Origin of the sequence: Bradyrhizobium sp. B124 (assembly GCF_038967635.1) — a bacterium.
GTDB lineage: Bacteria > Pseudomonadota > Alphaproteobacteria > Rhizobiales > Xanthobacteraceae > Bradyrhizobium.
The window spans coordinates 9,141,224-9,160,359 of the sequence record NZ_CP152413.1; the positions used below are offsets into that span (position 1 = coordinate 9,141,224).

Sequence of the window (19,136 nt, forward strand, 5' to 3'; positions counted from 1 at the left end):
CGACGAAAGAATTTAGATCAGACAATTGTTGAGGGGAGAGGGACATGACTGAGAATTCAAAGACGACATCATCCGCCGGCCGGCTCGACCGGCGCACGCTGCTGAAGGCGGCCGGTGCCACCGGTCTCGCATCGGCGATGAACGTGCCGCTGGTCAATGTCGCGCGGGCGGCCGGCAACACCATCAAGATCGGCTGGGTCGGATGCCTCTCCGGCGTCCGCGCGCAGTTCGCCGAGCCCGATCCCTGGATCCACGAGCGCATCAAGGCGCGGCTGAAGGACGGCCTGAAGATCGGCGGCAAGACCTATCAGGTCGAGCTCGTGTTCAAGGACAATCAATCCGACCCGAACCGTTCGTCGGTGATCGCGAGCGAGCTGGTGCTGCGCGAGAAATGCGACCTGATCCTGATCGAGGACGGCGACGCGCAGCCTCCGGTGCAGGAGCTCGCCGACGCCCGCGGCATTCCCACGATCTCGACCCAGGTGCCGTGGCAGGGCTGGATGTTCCCGCGCAAGTCGACGCCGGACAAGGGCTTCCCCTACAGCTACCATTTCTTCTGGGGCGCCGACGACGTCGCCAGGAACTTCCTCGGCATGTGGCAGTCGGTCGAGACCAACAAGAAGGTCGGCACACTTTATATCGACAACCCGCCGGGCCAGGCGTTCTCCGATCCGAAGCTCGGGCTGCCGGCCGGCATCTCGGGCGCCGGCTATCAGGAATTCTCGGCCGGCAAGTTCCAGATCGCGACCGACGACTTCACCAACCAGATCGCCGCGTTCAAGAACAACGGCGTCGACATCGTCTCCGGCTTCACCTTCAGCAATCACTGGGTGACGCTGTGGAACCAGGCGGCGCAGGCCGGCTTCAAGCCGCAGATTTGCACCGTGGCGGCGGCCTTCCTGTTCCCGGCCGCGGTGAATGCGCTCGGCGATCGCGGCGACGGCATGTCGACCGAGGTGTGGTGGACGCCGGCCTATCCGTTCAAGTCCTCGCTGACCGGACAGAGCGCCGCCGAACTCGCCGCGGAGTGGGAGAAGACCACCGGCAAGCAATGGACCCAGCCGATCGGCTATGCTCACGCGCTGTGGGAGGTCGGGCTCGCCGCGCTGCAGAACAGCGATCCCAAGGACAAGAACTCGCTGCGCGATGCGATCGCCGGCCTCGACATGGAGACGGTGGTCGGCCGCGTGAAGTTCAAGGACAGCCCGATCAAGAACGTCGCGGTGACCTCGCTGTCGGGCGGGCAATGGCGCAAGACCAAGGGCGGCAAGTCGAAATACGAACTCCTGATCGTGCACAACGGGACGGCGCCGTTCATCCCGAAGCAGGCCGATCTCCAGCTGCTCTCCAAGCTGGCTTGAGATGGTACCGCTTCTGCGCGTCAGCGGGCTGTCGAAGCGTTTCGGCGAGATCGTGGTCGCCGACAACGTCAACTTCGAGCTGGCGCGCGGCGAATGCCTCGGCGTGATCGGCCCGAACGGCGCCGGCAAGAGCTCGCTGTTGAACCTGATCGTCGGCCTGCTCACGGCCGACGGTGGCTCGATCATGCTCGACGACAAGGAGATATCGGGCCTGCCGCGGCATCGCCGGGCGCGGATGGGGCTCGGGCGCGCGTTCCAGATCCCGCAGCCGTTCCCGCATCTGTCAGTCTACGAGAACGCGCTGGTCGCCGCGTCCTACGGCGCGGGGCTCTATGGCGAGGCGGCGTCCGATTGGACGATGGAGGTGTTGCAGCGCACCGGGCTCGACGCCAAGGCGGACAAGCTCGCGGGCGCCTTGCCGCTGATCGATCGCAAGCGGCTGGAATTCGCCAAGGCGCTGGCCTCGAAGCCCAAACTGATCCTGCTCGACGAGATCGCCGCCGGGCTGACCGAGCCCGAGGTCGAGCGCCTCGTTGCCATCATCAAGTCGGTGAAGGCAGATCACGCCATGATCTGGATCGAGCACATTCCGCACGCCTTGCGCGCCGTCTCGGATCGCATCCTGGTGCTCGATTTCGGCCGCAAGGTGCTGGAAGGGCCGCCGGCCGAGGTGATGGACAGCGCTGTGGTGCGCGAGATCTACATGGGATTGAAGGCCGATGGCGTTGCTTGATGTGAACGGCCTGCAGATCTTCTACGGCGATCTCCAGGCCGTATTCGACATGAACTTCACGGTCGCGGACGGCGAGGCGGTGGCGCTGGTCGGCGCCAACGGCGCCGGCAAGTCCACGTTTCTGAAGGCGCTGGTCGGGCTCAACGAGGAGCGGCGCGGGGCGGTGCATTTCGACGGCATCGACATCTCGCAGATGCCGGCCGAGCAGGTGTCGCGGCTCGGGCTCATCATGGTGCCCGAGGGGCGCTTGCTGTTCGATTCACTGACCATCGAGGAAAACCTGCTGATGGGCAGCGTCAACCGTCGCAAGGGCAGCTGGACGCTGCGGCGGGTGTTCGACCTGTTCCCGATCCTGGAAGAGCGACGGCGGATGTTTCCGGGCCAGCTCTCCGGCGGCCAGCAGCAGATGGCGGCGATCGGCCGCGCACTGATGTCGAACCCGCGGCTGTTGCTGTGCGACGAGATCTCGCTCGGGCTCGCGCCCGTCGTGGTCGAGCAGATCTATCGCTCCTTTGCCGACATTCGCCGCGAGGGCACCGCCGTCGTGCTGGTCGAGCAGGACGTCAAGCGCGCGCTCGCAACCTCCGAACGAATCTACTGTCTGTTGAAGGGGCGGGTGTCGCTGACCGGCCCGGCGCAAGGGTTGCAGCCGGAGCAGTTGACACACGCCTATTTCGGTAACTAGCCAGGATTGGCACGATATGATCTGGGTTGAGACATTGATCAACGGGGCCCTGCTGGGCGGGCTCTATGGCCTGCTCGGCATCGGGCTCGCTCTGGTGTTCGGCGTGATGCGCGTCGTCAACATCGCACACGGCGAATTCATGGTGCTGAGCGCGTTCTGCGCCGTGCTGCTTTCCAACCTGTTTCCGCAGGTCTCGCCGCTCTTGATGCTGATCCCGGTGATCGCGCTGTCGTTTGCGGTCGGCTGGCTCTATCAGGCGGCTATCGTCAACCGGGTCGTGACGTCGCCCGATCCGCTCTCGCCATTGCTGCTCACCTTCGGCGTCTCCGTGATCCTGCGTAACGTCATGGTCGAGATATTCGGTGCCGACGTGCGCAGCCTCCAGGTCGGCGAGCTGTCGCGTGCCAGCCTCGAGATCGCCGGCCTCAACATCGGCATCATGCCGCTGCTCACGCTGGTGCTGGCCGCACTGCTGTTCATGGCGCTGCAGCTCGTGCTGCGCCATACCGAGTTCGGCCGGATCGTGCGCGCCACCGCCGACCGCCGCGACATCGTCCGGCTGTCCGGGGTCAAGCCGGATCGGGTCTACAACTATGTCATGGGCCTGTCGCTCGCGCTCGGCGCGATCGGCGGCGTGCTGCTCGCGGTGCGGTCGAGCTTCACGCCGTTCTCGGGCGCCGAGCGGCTGCTGATCGCCTTCGAGGTCGTGGTGCTCGGCGGGCTCGGCTCGTTCTGGGGCGCGCTGCTCGGGGGCATCGCGCTCGGCATGGCGCAATTGATCGGGTTGAAGATCGATCCGAACGCGGGGCTGCTCTACGCGCACCTCCTATTCTTCATCATGCTGTTGATCCGCCCGTCGGGTCTCGTGTCGAGCAGGGTATGACGCAGATGCCGACACGGACAATTCTTATGGCCTGCGCCATCGTGCTGGTCGCGATCATCGCCGGCGCACCCTTCGTGCTGAATGAGGGCATCCTGCGGCTCGCGACCGAATGCCTGCTGCTGCTCACGATGGCGCAGATGTGGAACCTGCTGGCGGGCTACGCCGGGCTGGTGTCGCTCGGCCATCAGGTCTTCATCGCCTTCGGCGCCTATGCGCTGTTCCTGACGTCCGGCTGGCTCGAGGTGACCCCGATCTGGGTGCTGCCGGTGGCGCCGCTGGTGGCCGCGGCCGTCGCGGCGATCATCGCCTTTCCGCTGTTTCGTTTGCGCGACGCCTATTTCTCGATCGCGATGTGGGTGTTCGCCGAGATCATCGGCGCCTTCACGATGAAATCGCAGGCCGTCGGCGGCACCTCGGGCGTGCCGCTCGCCACCAGCAAGCTGATCGATTTCGACTGGTTCGAGCCGACCATGTTCTGGCTCGCGGGCGGCCTGACGCTGATCACGATCGCGGCGCTGTACAAGATGATGACCTCAAGCTTCGGGCTCGGGTTGATGAGCGTGCGCGACAATGATCTCGCCGCGATGAGCGTCGGTGTCGACGTACGCCATAATCGTTTCATCGCCTTCGTGCTCTCCGCGGCGGGATGCGGGCTTGCGGGTGCGTTGAGCTTCATGGGCAATCTGTTCATCGCGCCGCTGGCGGCCTTCGACGTCAACTGGTCCGTCTACATGATGTTCATCGTGATCATCGGCGGTATCGGAACGCTGGAGGGCCCGATTCTCGGCGTCACCATCTTCTTCGGCCTGCGCGAGCTGATGACCGGGCCGCTCGGACTATCCGGCGGCTGGTATCTGGTCGGGCTCGGCATCATTGCGGTCGTTGTGATGATTGTGGCGCCGCGCGGCATCTGGCCGGCCTTGCGCGATCGGCTCGGCGTGCGGCTGCTCGACGTCCACCGTGCCGCGCCACGGCCGGCCGCGGCCACCATCCTGCCGGGCGCGTCGGAACGGGTTACCGGATGAGGCGGGCCTTCACGCCGTCATCATTGCTTGTATTCTGACAGTTCTGGTTTTGAGTGGAGGGCGTGATGGCTCTGGTATTCCGGGGATGCGGATCGGCATTGGCCGGCCTGGTTGCGATGACGATGGCGGCGCTGCTGCCGGCGCAGGCCGAGCGCAGGATGTGGCCGCAGGCGGCCGCCACGCACCCGATGGATGGGCTGACAACGGACGAAATCCGTTCGGTCTCCGAAATCCTCCGCGGCGCCGGCAAGCTCGACGATGCGGCGCGGGTCGTCTCCATGACGGTCGACGAGGATCCCAAGGACGAGGTGCGGGCGTGGAAGCCCGGACAACCCTTCGCGCGGCGGGCGAATGCGACGCTGCTGAGCGGCGGACATCTCTACGAGGCGCATATCGATCTCGCCGCGCGCAGCCTGCTTGGCTGGGATGAGATCAGGGATCATGAGGCCGCGCTAACCATCGACGAGCTGATGTCGGCTGGTGATCTGCCGAAGCAGGACCCGCGCTGGATCGCCGCGATGGCCAAGCGCGGTATCACCGACTTCCGCAACGTCATGTGCCTGCCGCTGACGGTGGGGCCGGTGAGCGACCCGGCCCTGAAGGGCCGCCGCCTGCTCAACGTGCCCTGCGTCGACACGACCGGCGCCGCCAACAATCTCTGGGGCAAGCCGATCGAGAACCTGGTCGCCCAGGTCGATCTCAAGAGCAGGACGGTGCTGTCGGTGACCGATCTCGGCGTGCTGCCGCCGCCGGCGCAGACGCCCTCGCATGCCTACGCCGACTCAGGAAAATACCGCAAGCCGCCGAAGCCGATCGAGATCACCGCGCCCGAGGGCAGCAATGTGAAGGTGGAGGGCGGCCAGGTCCACTGGGACAATTGGTCGTTCCATGTCCGTCTCGAGCCGCGCGTCGGCGCGGTGCTGTCGTTGATCCGCTACGACGACCACGGCACGTTCCGCGACATCGCCTATCAGATTTCGGCGAGCGAGATGTTCGTGCCCTATATGGATCCGGCGCCGACCTGGTCGTTCCGCGCCTATATGGATATCGGCGAATACGGTTTTGGCGTGCTCTCCAGCGAATTGCAGCGCGGCATCGATTGCCCCGAAGGCGCGCATTTCCTCGATCTGACGATCTCGGACACCAAGGGCATGCCGGTCGTCTCCAAGGGCGCGGTCTGCATCTTCGAGCGCCCGACCGGCGATCCGATCTGGCGCCACAGCGAGCTCATCAACAACACCGCCGAGGTGCGGCCGAACAATGAGCTGGTGGTGCGGATGGCGCCGGTGGTCGGCAATTACGACTATCTGGTGGACTACGTGTTCGACCGCGCCGGCAACATCGACGTGCGGCTCGGCGCCTACGGCATCGATGCGACCAAGGGCGTGGCGAGCCGGACCTTGAGCGACCCGACGGCAAAGCAGGATACGGCCTACGGGACGCTGGTCGACGAGCGGCTGCTGGCCGTCAATCACGATCACTACATGACGTTCCGGATCGACATGGACGTCGACGGTACCTCGAACCGGCTGGTCGAGGATCGCTTCAGCGTCCGCCGGCTGGATGAGGGCCAGCGCAAGAGCCTCTGGCAGGTCGACACCAGGCCGGTCGCGAACGAAGGGCCGATCACGACGCCGCTGAGCGCGGCGCAGTTCAGGATCGAAAGTACCGGCAAGACCAACAGCCGCGGCTATCGCACCAGCTATCAGCTGACGCCCGGACATTCCGACGTCTCGTTGCTCGCCAAGGACGATCCGATCCAGCTCCGCGCCGGCTTCAGCGCCTACACGCTGTGGACCTCGGCCTACGCCAAGGACGAGAGATATGCCGCAGGCATGTACCCGAACGAGAATCCTGAGGTCGATGGCTTGCCGAAATGGACCGCCGCGAAACGGCCGATCGAGGATCGCGACCTCGTGCTGTGGTACACGGTCGGCTTCCGCCACGTACCGCGCGCCGAGGATTGGCCGGTCATGCCCGGCCTTTGGCATGGCTTCCGGCTCCGTCCGTTCAACTTCTTCGATCGCAATCCCGCGCTCGACGTGCCGCCGATGGTGAATGCCAGGGACACTAAATGAGTGGTGGCGTGCATCGCACGGGAGCAGTTGTCGGCGCGCTGCTGGCGTTGTTGGCGGCGCAGCCGGTCGCGTGGGGTGCGGCGGCCGAAAGCGGGGCCGACGATGCGTCCTTGCTCTATCTGAGCAGCGGCGACTGGCAGCGCCAATCCGCGCCGCGCAAGGTCGCACTCGCGGCCGACTTCATGCGGATCTTCTGCACCGACCAGAGAATGTCGGCGGCATCGCTCGCCGATTGCCTCGACCGCGACAAGGGGGATGGCACGCTGTTCGAGCGCGCCATGGCCTGTGTCAGTGCGCTGTCAGCCGGCCGCTGAGAGGCCGGCGTCGATCCCTTCGGCGATCGCCTTCACATCCAATGCGGTGAGGATCAGGGGCGGGGACAGAATGAGGTTGTTGCCCGAGACGCGCAGCATCACGCCGGCCTCGTAGGCGGCATCGGCCACCTTCGCCATGGTCTTCTTGTCGGCGGGCTTCTTGCTGTCGCGATCGGCGACGAGCTCGAGCGCGGCCATCAGGCCCTTACCCCTGACGTCGCCGACCAGCGGATGCTTCGCCTCGAGCGCGGCCAGCGCCTGCGCAAGGTCCTTGCCGCGCGCGGCGGCATTCTCGTCGAGCTTAAGGCGGCGGGTCTCGGCGAGCGCCGCAATACCAGCGGCGCAGCCGACCGGATGGCCCGAATACGTGTAGCCATGGCCGATCGAACCGAACGTGGTCGTGTCAGTCTCGAAGGTTTCCGCGACCTGCTCGCCGATCAGCGTCGCGCCGAGCGGGAAATAGCCCGAGGTGATCGCCTTGGCCATCGTCATCATGTCAGGCTTCACGCCCCACAGACGCGAACCCGACCACGCACCGGTGCGTCCGAAACCGGTGACCACCTCGTCCGCGATCATCAGGATGCCGTGGCGGTCGCAGATCTCGCGCGCCAGCTTCATGAAGCTGTCCGGCGGCACGATCACGCCGCCGGCCCCTAACACCGGCTCCATGATGAAGGCCGCGATGGTATCGGCGCCCTGGAACGAGATCTCCTCCTCCATCGCCGCCGCGCAAAGCTGGGCGAGTTTGGCGGGATCGGTCTCGTTGAAGGGATTGCGATAGGTCGACGGCGCCGGGATATGGAATACGCCGGGCAGCATCGGCTCATAGTTGCGGCGGAAATTGGCGTTGCCGTTGACCGACGCGCCGCCGAAATGGGTGCCGTGATAGCCCTTCTTCAGTGCCAGGAACTTGGTGCGGTCGGCCTGGCTCTTGATCTTCCAGTATTGCCGCGCAAGCCGCAGCGCGGTCTCGACCGAGTCCGATCCGCCCGACGTGAAGAAGGCGCGAACCATGCCTTCCGGCTTGAACCATTCGGTGAGCTCGTAGGCGAGCTCGATCGAGGGACCGCTCGAGGTGCCGCGGAAGCCGGAATAATACGGCAGCGCGCTGAGCTGGTCTGCGATCGCCTGCTTGATCGGATCGCAGCTGTAGCCGAGGTTGACGTTCCACAGGCCGCCGACCGCATCGATCACGGTGTTGCCGTCGATGTCGGTGACGTGGACGCCTTCGCCCTTCATCACGATCCGCGGCGGCTGCGCCCGCATCTCGGCAGGATGGGCCATCGGGTGCCAGATCGGCTTGGCGTTGTTCTCAACCAGGAAGTTTCTGTCGCGCATGATCGCTCTCTGTCCCGCTGGAGCCTTTCCGTTCTTGATGGAATCGGAACGAGGCTCCAGATTCTAGTTTTGACGCGTTTTCTTCATGCGAACCGGTACCCACTTCGCTCGAAAACGCTTTAGTCGAATTGCAACCCGAAATGCCGCAGCGCCTCGCTGTAGGACGCCGCTGGGCTGCGCACGTCAAACAGCACCGTGCGCATGTTGCACGCGGCGGCGCCCACGATGTTGCGACGCTGGTCGTCGACGAAGACGCAATCTTCTGCTTCCAGCGCCAGTTCGTCCAGCACGCTTTGATAGGCGCGAGGATCGGGTTTCAGGATCCCGGTATGGGTCGCGTCGACGATGGTGTCGAAGCGCTTGAGGATGGAGAGGCGGGTGCGGAACTCCGCACCATAGAACAAGTCGAGCTCGTTTGAGAGGATCGCAAGCCGGAACCCGGCGTCGGCGGCGAGAGCGATCGCGCGCACCGCCTCGGGGCGGATCACGGTGTCGGGATCGGCGCCGCGCGCGCGCTTCACGAAGGTTTTCATGTCGCGCCAGTCCTCGCCGACCATGCGTCCGACCTCGCGGCTGCGGGTCAGCCAGTAGTCGCGTTCGGAAATCTCGCCGCGCTGCATTGCAGCCCAAAGCGGATCGCTATCGGGAACGAATGGTCCGAGCCATTTCAGCGTGCACGGTGCGAGCCCGAGCGCGCGCTCGGTCAGGTCATGGGTCTCGAACAGGGTCTTCGAGATGACGCCGCCGAAGTCGAGCACCAGCGCCTGGGCGAGCGGCCTCGTCATGCGGCAGCCGTCGCGCGGCCGGGGCGGACAATACCGGCTGCGACCCACCGGTCGAAGATGCCGAGCACGGTTTCATTGAACGCCGCGCTGTTGATGTGATCCTTGATCTCGTGCAACTCGACCGGCGGCCGGACCGCCGACCGCATCGCGTCGACGAAGGCGGCGAGGGCGTCGGGGTCGTGCAAAGCCTCGCCTTCGCGGTCCCATTGCTGGATACCGCCGGCGGGCAGCACGAAGGCGACGGGCGCGCTGGCGCCGGCCAGCTTCTCCGCAATCGCGTGGGCGATCCGGCGGCGATCGGCGGCTCCCGATGTCGCCGATGCGAGCAGCCGGTTGTGTGCGTGGAACGGCCGATCCGATAGCTCGTTCGGAATCCCAAGCCACGCCGGGAAGTCGACCATGTCGACCGCGCCGGGGGCGACGATCTGCGGAATGCCGGCTCTGCCCGCGTTCTCCAGCCGGTCGGCGCCTGAATTGACCACCGAGCCGGTGAGCTGATTGGCGACCTCCTGCAGGCTGAGGTCCAGCACCGCGGCAAAGCCGCCCTGGGCTGCAATCGACTCCATGGCACGGCCTCCCATGCCGGTGGTGTGGAAGACGACCACCTCGTAGCCGCGCTGCTCGAGCTGCGGCTTGAGCTCCACCATGTAGCGCAGGCAGCTCTTGCCGAGCGAGGTGATCGCAACGACCGGCCGGTCCTGGCTCGGCTTGATCGCGCTCTTCGCGGCGCCGACGATCGCGCCGCAGGCCTGCGACAGCACGGCGGTGCAGGTGCCGTTGAGCCCATAGAGGCCGCCGGCCCACAGGATCATCATCAGATCGGCAGCGACGCGCTCGGGCGGGATCAGATGCGAGAAGGCGACGGTCGAGACGATCAACTTCGGCAGGCCGAGCGGCAGCGCCTGCGCGACGTCGAGCGCGAGGTCGGTTCCCATCGTGCCGCCGATCGCGATCACGCCGTCGATAGCATCGCGCGCCGCAAGCTCGCGCGCCAGATTTGCAGCGCCAACGGCCATGAGGGACATCGCGGAGTTTTCGTCGCCGCTCGATGCAATCGCCGCGATCGTGGTCTGCGCAGCGGAGGCCACCGCGTGCTTGTCATGTGCGGGTTGATACGGCGGATCGCCGAGCACGCTGATGTCCATCATGATCGTGCTGCCGCCGGCGCGCGCGATGCACGCGCTCATGAACAGCAGTTCGTCGGCCTTGGTGTCTCCAGTGCCGATCAGAAGAATACGGGGCTGCGTGATCTCGGGCATGACCTTCGGCTCGCCGGCGGCGTGAGGGATGTGGACAAGGTGGTTTGCACCCAGCGGGCAGGGCGTTCGGCCATCGTGCGATCACGCTATGAGGGCGCTGGCCGCGGCGACATCCACCTATCGGTTGATTGCTGCCAAAGCCTTGATTTGGCGAGGATTGCGCCATGCCAGCGGTCTCCGGTCGGGAGCCGCTTTTGTCACCGTCACAATGATCCCGCATGCAGCAAGCCCAGATCGATCTGTTACGCTCGGCCGCCATTCCGGCCCAGCAGCTCTTCATCGGCGGCCGGCCGGCGCAGACGGTTGGCGGGGCACGGCTCGATGTGGTGTCGCCGATCGACGGCCGGGTGCTGACGACCATTGCAGACGGCGATGCGGCCGATGTCGACCTTGCGGTGAAGCGGGCGCGGCAGGCCTTCGAGCAGGGAAGCTGGTCGCGCGCGGCACCTGCGCAGCGCAAGAAAGTGCTGCTGCGGTTCGCCGATCTGATCGAGCAGCACGCGCTCGAGATCGCGGTGCTCGGTGTGCGCGACAACGGCACCGAGATCGGCATGGCCTACAAGGCCGAACCGCTGTCGGCGGCCGGCACCGTCAGGTACTACGCCGAGGCGATCGACAAGGTGTATGGCGAGATCGCGCCGACCTCAGGTGACGTGCTCGGGCTCGTGCATCGCGAACCGCTCGGCGTCGTCGGCGTGATCGTGCCGTGGAATTTCCCGCTGATGATCGGGGCGTGGAAGATCGGTCCGGCGCTCGCCGCGGGAAATTCGGTCGTGGTCAAGCCGCCGGAGCTGGCGTCGCTCACGCTGCTGCGGCTTGCCGAGCTTGCGACCGAGGCAGGCCTGCCGGACGGCGTGCTCAACGTCGTCACCGGCCGCGGCGCATCGGCCGGCGAGGCGCTCGCGCTGCATATGGATGTCGATGTGCTCGCCTTCACCGGCTCGGGCGCGGTCGGCCGGCGGCTGCTGGAATGCTCGGCGCGGTCGAACCTGAAGCGGGTTCATCTCGAGCTGGGCGGCAAGTCGCCCAATATCGTCTTCGCGGATGTGCCCGACATCAAGCATGCGGCCAAGGTGTCCGCGAATGGCATCTTCAGGAATTCGGGCCAGGTCTGCGTGGCGGGCTCGCGGCTGCTGGTGCAGTCCGCGATCTATGACCGCTTCATGGATGCGCTGCTTGACGCCACCGCAAAGCTCAGGGTCGGTGATCCCCTCGATCTGACGTCGGATATCGGCGCCATCTCGAGCCAGGTGCAGTTGCGGAAGAACCTGAATGCGGTTGCCCGCGCGGAAGCGCAAGGTGCGAAGCGGCTGATCGGCGGAGAGCAGATCCGCGTCGAGAGCGGCGGCAACTTCATGGCGCCCGCGATCCTCACCGAGGTGACGCCATCGATGGAGGTCTGGCGCGAGGAGGTGTTCGGCCCGGTGTTGGCGGTCACGCGGTTCGACGGCGAGGAGGATGCCACAGCCCTCGCCAACGCGACGCCCTATGGACTTGCATCGGCGGTGTGGACCGGAAGTCTGTCGACGGCGCATCGCATGGTGCGCGCCATCAGGGCCGGCGTCGTGCACGTCAACGCCTATGGCGGCGCCGATATTACGGTGCCGCTCGGCGGCTTCAGGCAATCCGGCTTCGGACGCGACAAGTCGCTCCATGCCCTCGACGCCTATACCGACCTCAAGACCGCCTGGATCGCGCTATGACATCAGCTACTACTGAGCGCGCAGGCGTTCTGAACCGCTTGCTCGATGCCGAGCAGGAACGTTTCCGGGCGCTGCATCCGCGCTCGGCGGCGGCCTGGCAGCACGGCAGGCAGCACTACCTCTATGGCGGCCCGTCGCACTGGATGCGGCGCTGGGCCGGCGGCTTTCCGATCTATGCCGATGAGGCGCACGGCGCGCATATCCGGGACATCGACGGCCGCGACTATATCGATTTCTGCCTCGGTGACACCGGCGGCATGTGTGGCCACGCGCCGGAGGCGGTGACGGAAGCCGCGCTGCATCAGCTCAAGCGTGGCGCGACCATGATGCTGCCGACGGAGGACAGCCTCTGGGTCGGCGCCGAGTTGTCGCGTCGCTTCGGCCCGAAATACTGGACGCTGATGACGTCGGCGACCGACGCCAACCGCGCCGCGATCCGCATCTCGCGCATGATCACCGGCCGGCGCAAGGTGCTGGTGTTCTCCGGCTGCTACCACGGCGGCGTCGAGGAGGCGCATGTCGAGATCCGCGACGGCTGCGTCGGCCTGCGCAACATGATCCATCCCAACGGCATCGATCATGATGCCGTGAGCCGGGTGGTCGAATTCAACGATGTCGTGGCACTCGAGGCGGCACTGGCGCAGGGCGATGTCGCCTGCGTGCTGACCGAGCCGCTGATGACGAATTTCGGCATGATCCCGGTCGACCCTGGTTTCCACCAGGCGTTGCGCGACCTGACCCGCCGCGCCGGTACCGTGCTCATCATCGACGAGACCCATACGCTGTCGTGCGGGCCGGGCGGCTACACGGAAAGTCACGGGCTCGAGCCCGACATCTTCGTCGCCGGCAAGGCCATCGCGGGCGGTATCCCCGCTGGCGTATTCGGTCTCAGCCAGGACATCGCCGAGCGGCTCTGGAAGCTCGTCCCCCACGTCAATCCGCGCGAGCGGCAGTCCGCACATCTTGGTTTCGGCGGCACGCTCGCCGGCAATGCGCTGACGGTCGCCACCATGCGCGCGGTGCTGGAGAAGGTCCTGACCTCAGCGAATTACGAGCGGATGATCGGAACCGCGACCTGGCTCGCGCAGGAGGCGCGCCGGCTGATCGAGGCGGCCGGGCTGCCCTGGCACGTCACCCAGATCGGCGCGCGTGCCGAGATCATGTTCATGCCACGACCGCCGCGCAGCGGTGCCGACGTCATTGCCGGCCGGCAACCCGATCTTGAGACCTTGCTGCATGCGTTCTACATGAACGAGGGCATTCTGGTGACGCCGTTCCACACCATGCTGCTGATGTGTCCGGCGACCTCGGGGCGGGACGTGGACAAGCACACAACGGTGTTGGCGCAGTTCATCGATCTGCTGCGCGGCGCGGGAGCAATCTGATGCAGGCGCTTCCGTTCAATCTCGACGGCCGGGTCGCCATCATCACCGGCGGCGGCCGCGGGATCGGTGCGGCCATTGTCGGGCGCCTTGCGCAGGCGGGTGCCACCGTGGTGATCGCCAACCGGACGCTCGATGTGGCCGAGGCACTGGCGCAAGAACTCGCTGACGACGGACGAGCCGCGCATTGCGTGCCGTTTGACAGGCTCGATCGCAGCAGCTTGCGTGCGATGATTGACGATGTCGCCGCCAAGTTCGGCCGGCTCGATATCGTCGTGCACAATGCCGGCGGTTGTCCGTGGGCCTCGCTTGACGAGCTCGACGAAGTCAAGCTTGACGAGACGCTGGCGCTGAACCTCAACGCCGGCATCTGGCTCGCACAGGCTGCAATTCCGCATATGCGCGCCAACCGGTTCGGACGCATTCTCGTGACATCCTCGGTCTCGGCGCGCGTCGCGATGGGCGGCGGCGCGCATTACTCGGCGGCGAAGGCCGGTGTGAACGCGTTCATCCGCGGCGCCGCCTTCGAGCTTGCGCGCGACGGCATCACGGTCAACGGCGTCGAAGCCGGCTTCATCGAGAAGCCGGGCCGCGGCACCATGAGCGCGCCGGAGAACAAGGCGAAACTCGAACGCTTCATCCCGATGGGGCACATGGGGAGCGCGGACGACATCGCCTGCGCGATGCTCTATCTCGCCTCCACTGAGGCCAAATATGTCACCGGGCAGACCATCGTCGTCGACGGCGGCTCGACGCTGCCGGAGACCGGATTTGCCGTCGAACGGCAGTGGGGGCTCTAGATGAGCATGATCCTTTCGGAAGACCGGTTTCCATTTTTCCGGATCATGCCCTGATGCCGCGGCTGGACGGAAAGACCGCGCTGGTGACAGGCGCAGCCACGGGGATCGGCCGGGCCACGGCTTCACTGCTCGCATTGAGCGGCGCGCGTGTCGTGCTGTTCGGCCTCGGTGAGGCTGAGTTGCAAGCAGCCGCGGCGGAGTGCGGCGGGCAGGCGGTCCATGGCGACGTCACGCGTCCGGACGACATTGCCAACGCCGTCGCCGCCTGCGGCGCGTGGCTCGATATCGTCGTCAACGCCGCCGGCCTGATCGTGCCGGATCGGCCCGCCAGCATCTCCGACGAGGTCTGGGCCAGGACGCTCGATGTCAACCTCACGGGGACCATGCGGGTCTGCCGGGCATCCCTGCCGCTGCTCCAGCAGCGTGGCGGCGCGATCGTCAACATCGCCTCGGTTGCCGCGTTCAATGCCAGCCCGGACAGCGCAAGCTACGCCGCCAGCAAGGCGGCCGTCGTCGCCTACACGCGTTCGCTGGCCTACGCCCACGGCGCCGACGGCATTCGCGCCAACGCCGTGGCGCCCGGCTGGGTGCGGACGCCGATGAGCGCCTATGAAATGCAGCTGCTCGCGGACCAGAATGGCACCACGCCCGACGCCGAGTTTCGCGGCGTCGAACGGCGGATCGCACTCGGACGGATGGCCGAGCCCGCCGAGATCGCGGCATGCTGCCTGTTCCTCGCTTCCGACGAGGCGTCCTTCGTGACCGGAGCGGTGCTGGTCGCCGACGGCGGCGGCCGCTCGCCGACGCAAAACCGCGCCGTGTAGGGCCTCGTTTCGAAGCAATCGGAACGTGGCACGAGAAGCGGCCGCGGCAATGATGACTGACTTGTTCAAACGCCCTGAATCGTGCCGCGCTCGCCTCTCCAGCCGATCTCCGCCGGCGACGTGGGCAGGCGGCCGCAACGTCACTCCGGCGCGATCGGGTGCGCTGGACGCTCGATCGATGACCTGAGGCTCTCGAGTTCAACGAAGGCATCGGCGTGTCTGCGAAGCTCATCGGCGATCATCGGAGGCTTCGTTCGGATGCTGGAAACGACGGTGACACGCACGCCCATCCGCCTGACAGCGTCGACAACGGCTCGCAGGTCACCATCGCCGGAGAACACGAACGCATGGTCGATGCGGTGCGCGATCTCCATTGCGTCGACCGCGAGGTCGATGCCGATGCTGCGCTTCATTCGCCGCCGTCCCTCGCCGTCGTCGTGCTGCTTGGCGGCCTTTCTCCTCACTGCATATCCGTTGTAATCGAGCCAATCCACCAGCGGCCGAAGGCTGCTGAATTCGTCGTCGTCCCTCACGACCGTGTAGAAATAAGCACGGACGATTTGCCCATGCTTGCCGAACTCCGAGAGCAATCGCCGGAAGTCGACTTCAAAGCCGAGGTTCTTGACCGTGGTATGAAGATTCGCGCCGTCAATAAATAGTGCAATGCGATCGGTCATCCCAAATCCCCATGACGCCCGGATCATTTGCCTTTTTGCTTTTCGTTCTAAGAATTTCTTGAGCGCATCGGGCGCCACTTAATGTCTTCGCTTAAATCACTTATCCAAAGGCAAGGGCTCGGTCGGGAAAAAGCACAACGCGAGCGACGCGATCATCACTCTGATCGTGCGCTTATTGATAAAGATGCCTAAGGCACACGGGATCCGAGTGCGGACGAACCAGTGCACGTTGAACAATGATGCTGCCGGCCCCCCGACGTGCACACACGTTCAGCTAACAAGAGAATTGCCCGCTATGGCGCTTTGATGGCATCGGTTGCAATGACCGGGTGTACTTATCTCCAATTCGGATGTCCGTCGGCCCTCGGAACAACAACCCTCGCTTCGTCGGTGAAAGCGTCCGTAGGTGACGGGCAGCAATGCGGCGCAGCGGTGATAACGGGTCGTCGCGCACAGGGTTACGTAACCAACGAAAATACATCGAAAATTCAATCCAGAGTACCGCCGCGTTTGCTGCTGACGCGATATTTCGAGATACCACTTTTTCGCAATGCGGGTTTTTTTGCCGGCAGCGAACTTTGCAGGCTAGTCCGAATGACTTTGCGACCCCTGATTGCGCAGACAAGTTTGGTGTTGCTGGCGGGTGCAACCGCCGCCGCGTGTCTGTTGCGCCGCTCAACAACTCTCTCGCCGTCATCGATAAACGAACCGTCGCGATCGATCCGCTCCCGTCTTGTGCGGAGGCTCCAGCGACCGAGCCAAACACGAATGCGGTCGCCAAGGCAATTCTTGCAATTTTCATTCTGGTCGTTTCCGTCCTGCTTTTAATTGAACAGACTGGAAAAAGGGGCGATTGAGATCGTTCCTAAAGCGAGAATCTCGCCCCGACGCGCAGAACTGTCAGCGAATCAACTGGAATAATTCGATGACGTCTGTCAGGCGGATCTTCGCTTTGAGTTCATGTTGCACGAGAAGGTGCCGAGTATCTGCGGCGATCTCGTCGCGCTTAATGGGGGCGGACTGGGCGTGGAACTTTCGCAAGTTCGCCGCGAACTCGCGGGCGACTCCGGCGAGATCTCGAGCAGCTTTCGCGAGATGGGCAGCGGCGTGATCTAACTCTGGGAAAGAGTTACTACTGAGGGGTATGTGCTGTCGCCCAAATTGGCGTTCTGCAATGTTTCCCCACAGGTCATAAGCTTCTACTTCTATGTTCACCGCCCTGCGGGGCCAAGGTGAAGCGCGCGATCGACGTTCTCGACGAACCGGCGAAGCTGCCCCATGAGCGATGATGATCTTTCCTCAAAATACGGCTGCGGTTTGGCCGTCTGTTTGATCGCGGTCGGCCTCTGGCTGCTCATTTTTATCGGCGTCGAGATGGTGAAGCATTACTATGGGTGAGCGCGATATGCCCGGCCGTGGGGCCGGAAAAAAGCCGGCTTGGCGAAATTCAAGTAAACCAATTGCGCATTGTCTCAAAGGCGAGTTTGCGGACAATTCGCGAATGGGACGAGCACGCTACACGTCCCCGGAACTACAACACCAGCCCGGCAACGGTGCTGGTTTTTTTCAAGCGAAGGTCTTTTGTGGGGTTGCTTCATCCGCACGAATGTCCCGCTCTCATGGACTCGAGCTGCCCTTGGCGATCGCAACTCCAATTCGGCACGCGCTAGTGGAGCAGTACCCGTCAGATTTGGCCAGCAGGCTGCGACGCCGGGTACAATTTATGCTGCCGCGGATGTACCGGCGCTCTGCTGAACCGAGACGGCCTGTTTACGGCGCCCGTGCCACGAGCCGACGGAATGACGGCCTCAGCAATGCCAACGCTGCTGAGGCCGTTTTCGATAGTGGGTCAGTCTGATTGTGGCGGTCGGCGGGAATGGTAACCGGCTCTGGGAGCATTTTGCTTTCATGGGACAGTGGCTAAAAGTGGCGTTGGTCATTTTCGGCGTGTCGGCCGGATGGATGGTCATTGGTTACTTGATCTTCGATGCTGATGACGCCGATGCCGTCCAAACCACCAAGGCGCACAAATCGTATCGTACAAATGGCTTCCAAACGCCCCAGAGACCTTAACCAGCTCGCCAAGCGGATCATTTATATCGCCACGGGCAAAACGACCGAGAGTAACCCGTAATGTCCGGGCTGTGCACCAAAGGGCAGCAACGAGTGGTTTTCTCGAGGATAGACTAAAAACACTCCCGGTCCTTAAGTCCCCCAACACGGCCGGGAGACAGAATGGCGACCTCGGCGCGCCGCCCGCGCCGGAGTCGTCGGCGTTTTGAGGTTTGCTTTTTCATTGGCAGCGCGGCTTTAAACCGATTGACCGCAGCAGATTGTCCGACCCGCTTCCGCTGCAGGTTTTTGCCTCGACCGTTCGTCTCGGCTTTTCGTCCTGAAGGGCTTGATATTGCCTACCTGCGCTCGGCTCGCGGATTGACGCAGCGCCTTGCCAGATCAGATCGCAAAGGCGGAGGCGAGGGCGTCCTGTGTGATCAAAGCGACCGACCTCGTCCGCCGCTGCTGCCGTTTCCCCAGTTGCTTGACCAGCAGAATGCCCTGCGCAAGGTGTTGGCAGGGTAGGTTCAGGCAAGGACAACGTCCCAGTTCGAGCGAAACTTGCAGATCCAAGCTTCATTCGCAGCCTCTCGACGAAGAGCGCAGCAGGCAATCGGTAGCGCCGGCCGACAGACCGGCAAGCCGTTGCTGGCGGTCGCGCGGTGGGGACAATCGAACCCGGAGAGTTGCGGGCGGCTCGGAGGGGATTCCGGGACGTGCTTTTGAGACGGGCGAAGTCTTTGAGCGCTTCGTAGAACCGACCGATCGGATCCGGATCGCCATCGTCGTTGTCGCAGCAGCCCGTGCCCGCAGCACGTTGGATGAGGTCCGCCATTCAGAACTAAATCGCGGCGCTGATCCAGCGTGAAAGTCTAGCCCTGCTTTCCGGCCGTTTTTCACCGATGGAGGGTTCGAGAGAGTGACCGTAGTTTCACGGGCACGTCCGAGCACCGCTTGTCGTGGCTTCCCCGTAAAGCCACGGATACCACGTGTGATAAAGAGAACTCCTTGTCGGATCGACGTTAATGGTAAAGGCGGGGATTTCGTGCGGCGCTAGACGGCCGCGCAAATTTGCGGCAGATTGCATTTGAATTAGGTTTTGGGATGCTTGCTCGCATTTTTTGCGGACACACAGTGCAAGCCTCCCGATGACGAAAACAGTTTAAAGACAAATATTTTAATGCGTGCGGAGTTTTGAGCCGCACCGAAGCGGGCAGGGTAGTGCGTTCGAGGT

18 protein-coding genes are annotated in these 19,136 nt (G+C 64.3%); 14 read left to right on the top strand and 4 right to left on the bottom strand.

Translation table 11 applies throughout. The annotated features are described in order from the left end of the window. Positions 1–44 precede the first annotated feature (44 nt). The 7 genes from AAFG13_RS42525 to AAFG13_RS42555 all read left to right on the top strand — a co-directional run bounded on the left by AAFG13_RS42525 (position 45) and on the right by AAFG13_RS42555 (position 7,079). Positions 45–1,361, top strand: coding sequence for an ABC transporter substrate-binding protein (locus AAFG13_RS42525; protein ID WP_342710716.1), 1,317 nt, complete (start codon positions 45–47; stop codon positions 1,359–1,361). A gap of 1 nt (position 1,362) precedes the next feature. Beyond that, positions 1,363–2,094, top strand: a complete 732-nt coding sequence (locus AAFG13_RS42530) for an ABC transporter ATP-binding protein (protein ID WP_342710717.1) — start codon at positions 1,363–1,365, stop codon at positions 2,092–2,094. Next, positions 2,081–2,779 carry an ABC transporter ATP-binding protein gene (locus tag AAFG13_RS42535; protein WP_173642024.1) on the top strand — a complete coding sequence of 233 codons (699 nt, stop codon included), beginning with the start codon at positions 2,081–2,083 and terminating at the stop codon, positions 2,777–2,779. Before AAFG13_RS42530 ends, AAFG13_RS42535 begins: the two co-directional genes overlap by 14 nt. A gap of 16 nt (positions 2,780–2,795) precedes the next feature. Continuing rightward, positions 2,796–3,662 (top strand): branched-chain amino acid ABC transporter permease, encoded by an 867-nt coding sequence (locus tag AAFG13_RS42540; RefSeq protein ID WP_097676476.1) that lies wholly within the window; start codon positions 2,796–2,798, stop codon positions 3,660–3,662. A gap of 26 nt (positions 3,663–3,688) precedes the next feature. Further along, entirely contained in the window at positions 3,689–4,687 is a 999-nt protein-coding gene (locus AAFG13_RS42545) for a branched-chain amino acid ABC transporter permease (RefSeq protein ID WP_249131269.1), read from the top strand. Between the two features lie 65 nt (positions 4,688–4,752). Beyond that, the gene (locus tag AAFG13_RS42550; RefSeq protein WP_212310823.1) at positions 4,753–6,765 is read left to right on the top strand and encodes a tyramine oxidase; all 2,013 of its coding nucleotides are present in this window, start codon (positions 4,753–4,755) and stop codon (positions 6,763–6,765) included. Continuing rightward, positions 6,762–7,079 carry a hypothetical protein gene (locus AAFG13_RS42555; RefSeq protein ID WP_212310822.1) on the top strand — a complete coding sequence of 106 codons (318 nt, stop codon included), beginning with the start codon at positions 6,762–6,764 and terminating at the stop codon, positions 7,077–7,079. The genes AAFG13_RS42550 and AAFG13_RS42555 overlap by 4 nt, the downstream gene beginning before the upstream one ends. Here AAFG13_RS42555 and AAFG13_RS42560 read toward each other — a convergent pair. The 3 genes from AAFG13_RS42560 to AAFG13_RS42570 all read right to left on the bottom strand — a co-directional run bounded on the left by AAFG13_RS42560 (position 7,065) and on the right by AAFG13_RS42570 (position 10,461). Then, entirely contained in the window at positions 7,065–8,417 is a 1,353-nt protein-coding gene (locus tag AAFG13_RS42560; protein WP_212310821.1) for an aminotransferase class III-fold pyridoxal phosphate-dependent enzyme, read from the bottom strand. The genes AAFG13_RS42555 and AAFG13_RS42560 overlap by 15 nt on opposite strands. A 119-nt stretch (positions 8,418–8,536) precedes the next feature. Then, a complete protein-coding gene (locus AAFG13_RS42565; RefSeq protein WP_342710718.1) occupies positions 8,537–9,202 on the bottom strand; it encodes an HAD-IA family hydrolase in 666 nt (221 codons plus the stop codon). Further along, positions 9,199–10,461, bottom strand: coding sequence for a Tm-1-like ATP-binding domain-containing protein (locus AAFG13_RS42570; protein WP_342710719.1), 1,263 nt, complete (start codon positions 10,459–10,461; stop codon positions 9,199–9,201). The genes AAFG13_RS42565 and AAFG13_RS42570 overlap by 4 nt, the downstream gene beginning before the upstream one ends. Positions 10,462–10,679: 218 nt before the next feature. On the opposite strand from AAFG13_RS42570, the gene AAFG13_RS42575 reads away from it, so the two are divergent. From AAFG13_RS42575 to AAFG13_RS42590, 4 genes are read left to right on the top strand one after another with little or no spacing between them, the layout of a single operon-like run. Next, entirely contained in the window at positions 10,680–12,164 is a 1,485-nt protein-coding gene (locus tag AAFG13_RS42575) for an aldehyde dehydrogenase (RefSeq protein ID WP_212310818.1), read from the top strand. After that, positions 12,161–13,549, top strand: a complete 1,389-nt coding sequence (locus tag AAFG13_RS42580; protein WP_212310817.1) for a transaminase — start codon at positions 12,161–12,163, stop codon at positions 13,547–13,549. Before AAFG13_RS42575 ends, AAFG13_RS42580 begins: the two co-directional genes overlap by 4 nt. Further along, complete coding sequence (locus AAFG13_RS42585) at positions 13,549–14,346, top strand: SDR family oxidoreductase (RefSeq protein WP_342710720.1); 798 nt, start codon at positions 13,549–13,551, stop codon at positions 14,344–14,346. The genes AAFG13_RS42580 and AAFG13_RS42585 overlap by 1 nt, the downstream gene beginning before the upstream one ends. Before the next feature lie 53 nt (positions 14,347–14,399). Beyond that, complete coding sequence (locus AAFG13_RS42590; RefSeq protein WP_212310815.1) at positions 14,400–15,170, top strand: SDR family oxidoreductase; 771 nt, start codon at positions 14,400–14,402, stop codon at positions 15,168–15,170. Between the two features lie 140 nt (positions 15,171–15,310). Here the strand turns inward: AAFG13_RS42590 and AAFG13_RS42595 are convergent, their stop codons facing one another. Continuing rightward, on the bottom strand, positions 15,311–15,847 hold the full coding sequence (locus AAFG13_RS42595) for an NYN domain-containing protein (RefSeq protein WP_229164695.1): 537 nt from the start codon (positions 15,845–15,847) through the stop codon (positions 15,311–15,313). Positions 15,848–16,266: 419 nt separating this feature from the next. Between AAFG13_RS42595 and AAFG13_RS42600 the strand changes: the two genes are divergently transcribed. The 3 genes from AAFG13_RS42600 (at position 16,267) to AAFG13_RS42610 (ending at position 18,427) form a co-directional block, all read left to right on the top strand. Next, entirely contained in the window at positions 16,267–16,704 is a 438-nt protein-coding gene (locus tag AAFG13_RS42600; RefSeq protein ID WP_342710722.1) for a hypothetical protein, read from the top strand. A gap of 106 nt (positions 16,705–16,810) precedes the next feature. Then, entirely contained in the window at positions 16,811–16,963 is a 153-nt protein-coding gene (locus AAFG13_RS42605; protein ID WP_342710723.1) for a hypothetical protein, read from the top strand. Between the two features lie 1,119 nt (positions 16,964–18,082). Beyond that, positions 18,083–18,427, top strand: a complete 345-nt coding sequence (locus AAFG13_RS42610; RefSeq protein ID WP_342710724.1) for a hypothetical protein — start codon at positions 18,083–18,085, stop codon at positions 18,425–18,427. Positions 18,428–19,136 lie beyond the last annotated feature (709 nt).

Excerpts from the sequence above, each read along its gene's own strand:
- AAFG13_RS42540 (WP_097676476.1), top strand. The coding sequence starts at position 2,796 with ATGATCTGGGTTGAGACATTGATCAACGGGGCCCTGCTGGGCGGGCTC.
- AAFG13_RS42555 (WP_212310822.1), top strand. The coding sequence starts at position 6,762 with ATGAGTGGTGGCGTGCATCGCACGGGAGCAGTTGTCGGCGCGCTGCTG.
- AAFG13_RS42580 (WP_212310817.1), top strand. The coding sequence starts at position 12,161 with ATGACATCAGCTACTACTGAGCGCGCAGGCGTTCTGAACCGCTTGCTC.
- AAFG13_RS42590 (WP_212310815.1), top strand. The coding sequence starts at position 14,400 with ATGCCGCGGCTGGACGGAAAGACCGCGCTGGTGACAGGCGCAGCCACG.
- AAFG13_RS42570 (WP_342710719.1), bottom strand. The coding sequence starts at position 10,461 with ATGCCCGAGATCACGCAGCCCCGTATTCTTCTGATCGGCACTGGAGAC.
- AAFG13_RS42595 (WP_229164695.1), bottom strand. The coding sequence starts at position 15,847 with ATGACCGATCGCATTGCACTATTTATTGACGGCGCGAATCTTCATACC.
- AAFG13_RS42530 (WP_342710717.1), top strand. The coding sequence starts at position 1,363 with ATGGTACCGCTTCTGCGCGTCAGCGGGCTGTCGAAGCGTTTCGGCGAG.
- AAFG13_RS42585 (WP_342710720.1), top strand. The coding sequence starts at position 13,549 with ATGCAGGCGCTTCCGTTCAATCTCGACGGCCGGGTCGCCATCATCACC.
- AAFG13_RS42535 (WP_173642024.1), top strand. The coding sequence starts at position 2,081 with ATGGCGTTGCTTGATGTGAACGGCCTGCAGATCTTCTACGGCGATCTC.
- AAFG13_RS42525 (WP_342710716.1), top strand. The coding sequence starts at position 45 with ATGACTGAGAATTCAAAGACGACATCATCCGCCGGCCGGCTCGACCGG.
- AAFG13_RS42610 (WP_342710724.1), top strand. The coding sequence starts at position 18,083 with ATGGCGACCTCGGCGCGCCGCCCGCGCCGGAGTCGTCGGCGTTTTGAG.
- AAFG13_RS42550 (WP_212310823.1), top strand. The coding sequence starts at position 4,753 with ATGGCTCTGGTATTCCGGGGATGCGGATCGGCATTGGCCGGCCTGGTT.
- AAFG13_RS42565 (WP_342710718.1), bottom strand. The coding sequence starts at position 9,202 with ATGACGAGGCCGCTCGCCCAGGCGCTGGTGCTCGACTTCGGCGGCGTC.
- AAFG13_RS42600 (WP_342710722.1), top strand. The coding sequence starts at position 16,267 with ATGCGGCGCAGCGGTGATAACGGGTCGTCGCGCACAGGGTTACGTAAC.
- AAFG13_RS42560 (WP_212310821.1), bottom strand. The coding sequence starts at position 8,417 with ATGCGCGACAGAAACTTCCTGGTTGAGAACAACGCCAAGCCGATCTGG.
- AAFG13_RS42575 (WP_212310818.1), top strand. The coding sequence starts at position 10,680 with ATGCAGCAAGCCCAGATCGATCTGTTACGCTCGGCCGCCATTCCGGCC.
- AAFG13_RS42545 (WP_249131269.1), top strand. The coding sequence starts at position 3,689 with ATGGCCTGCGCCATCGTGCTGGTCGCGATCATCGCCGGCGCACCCTTC.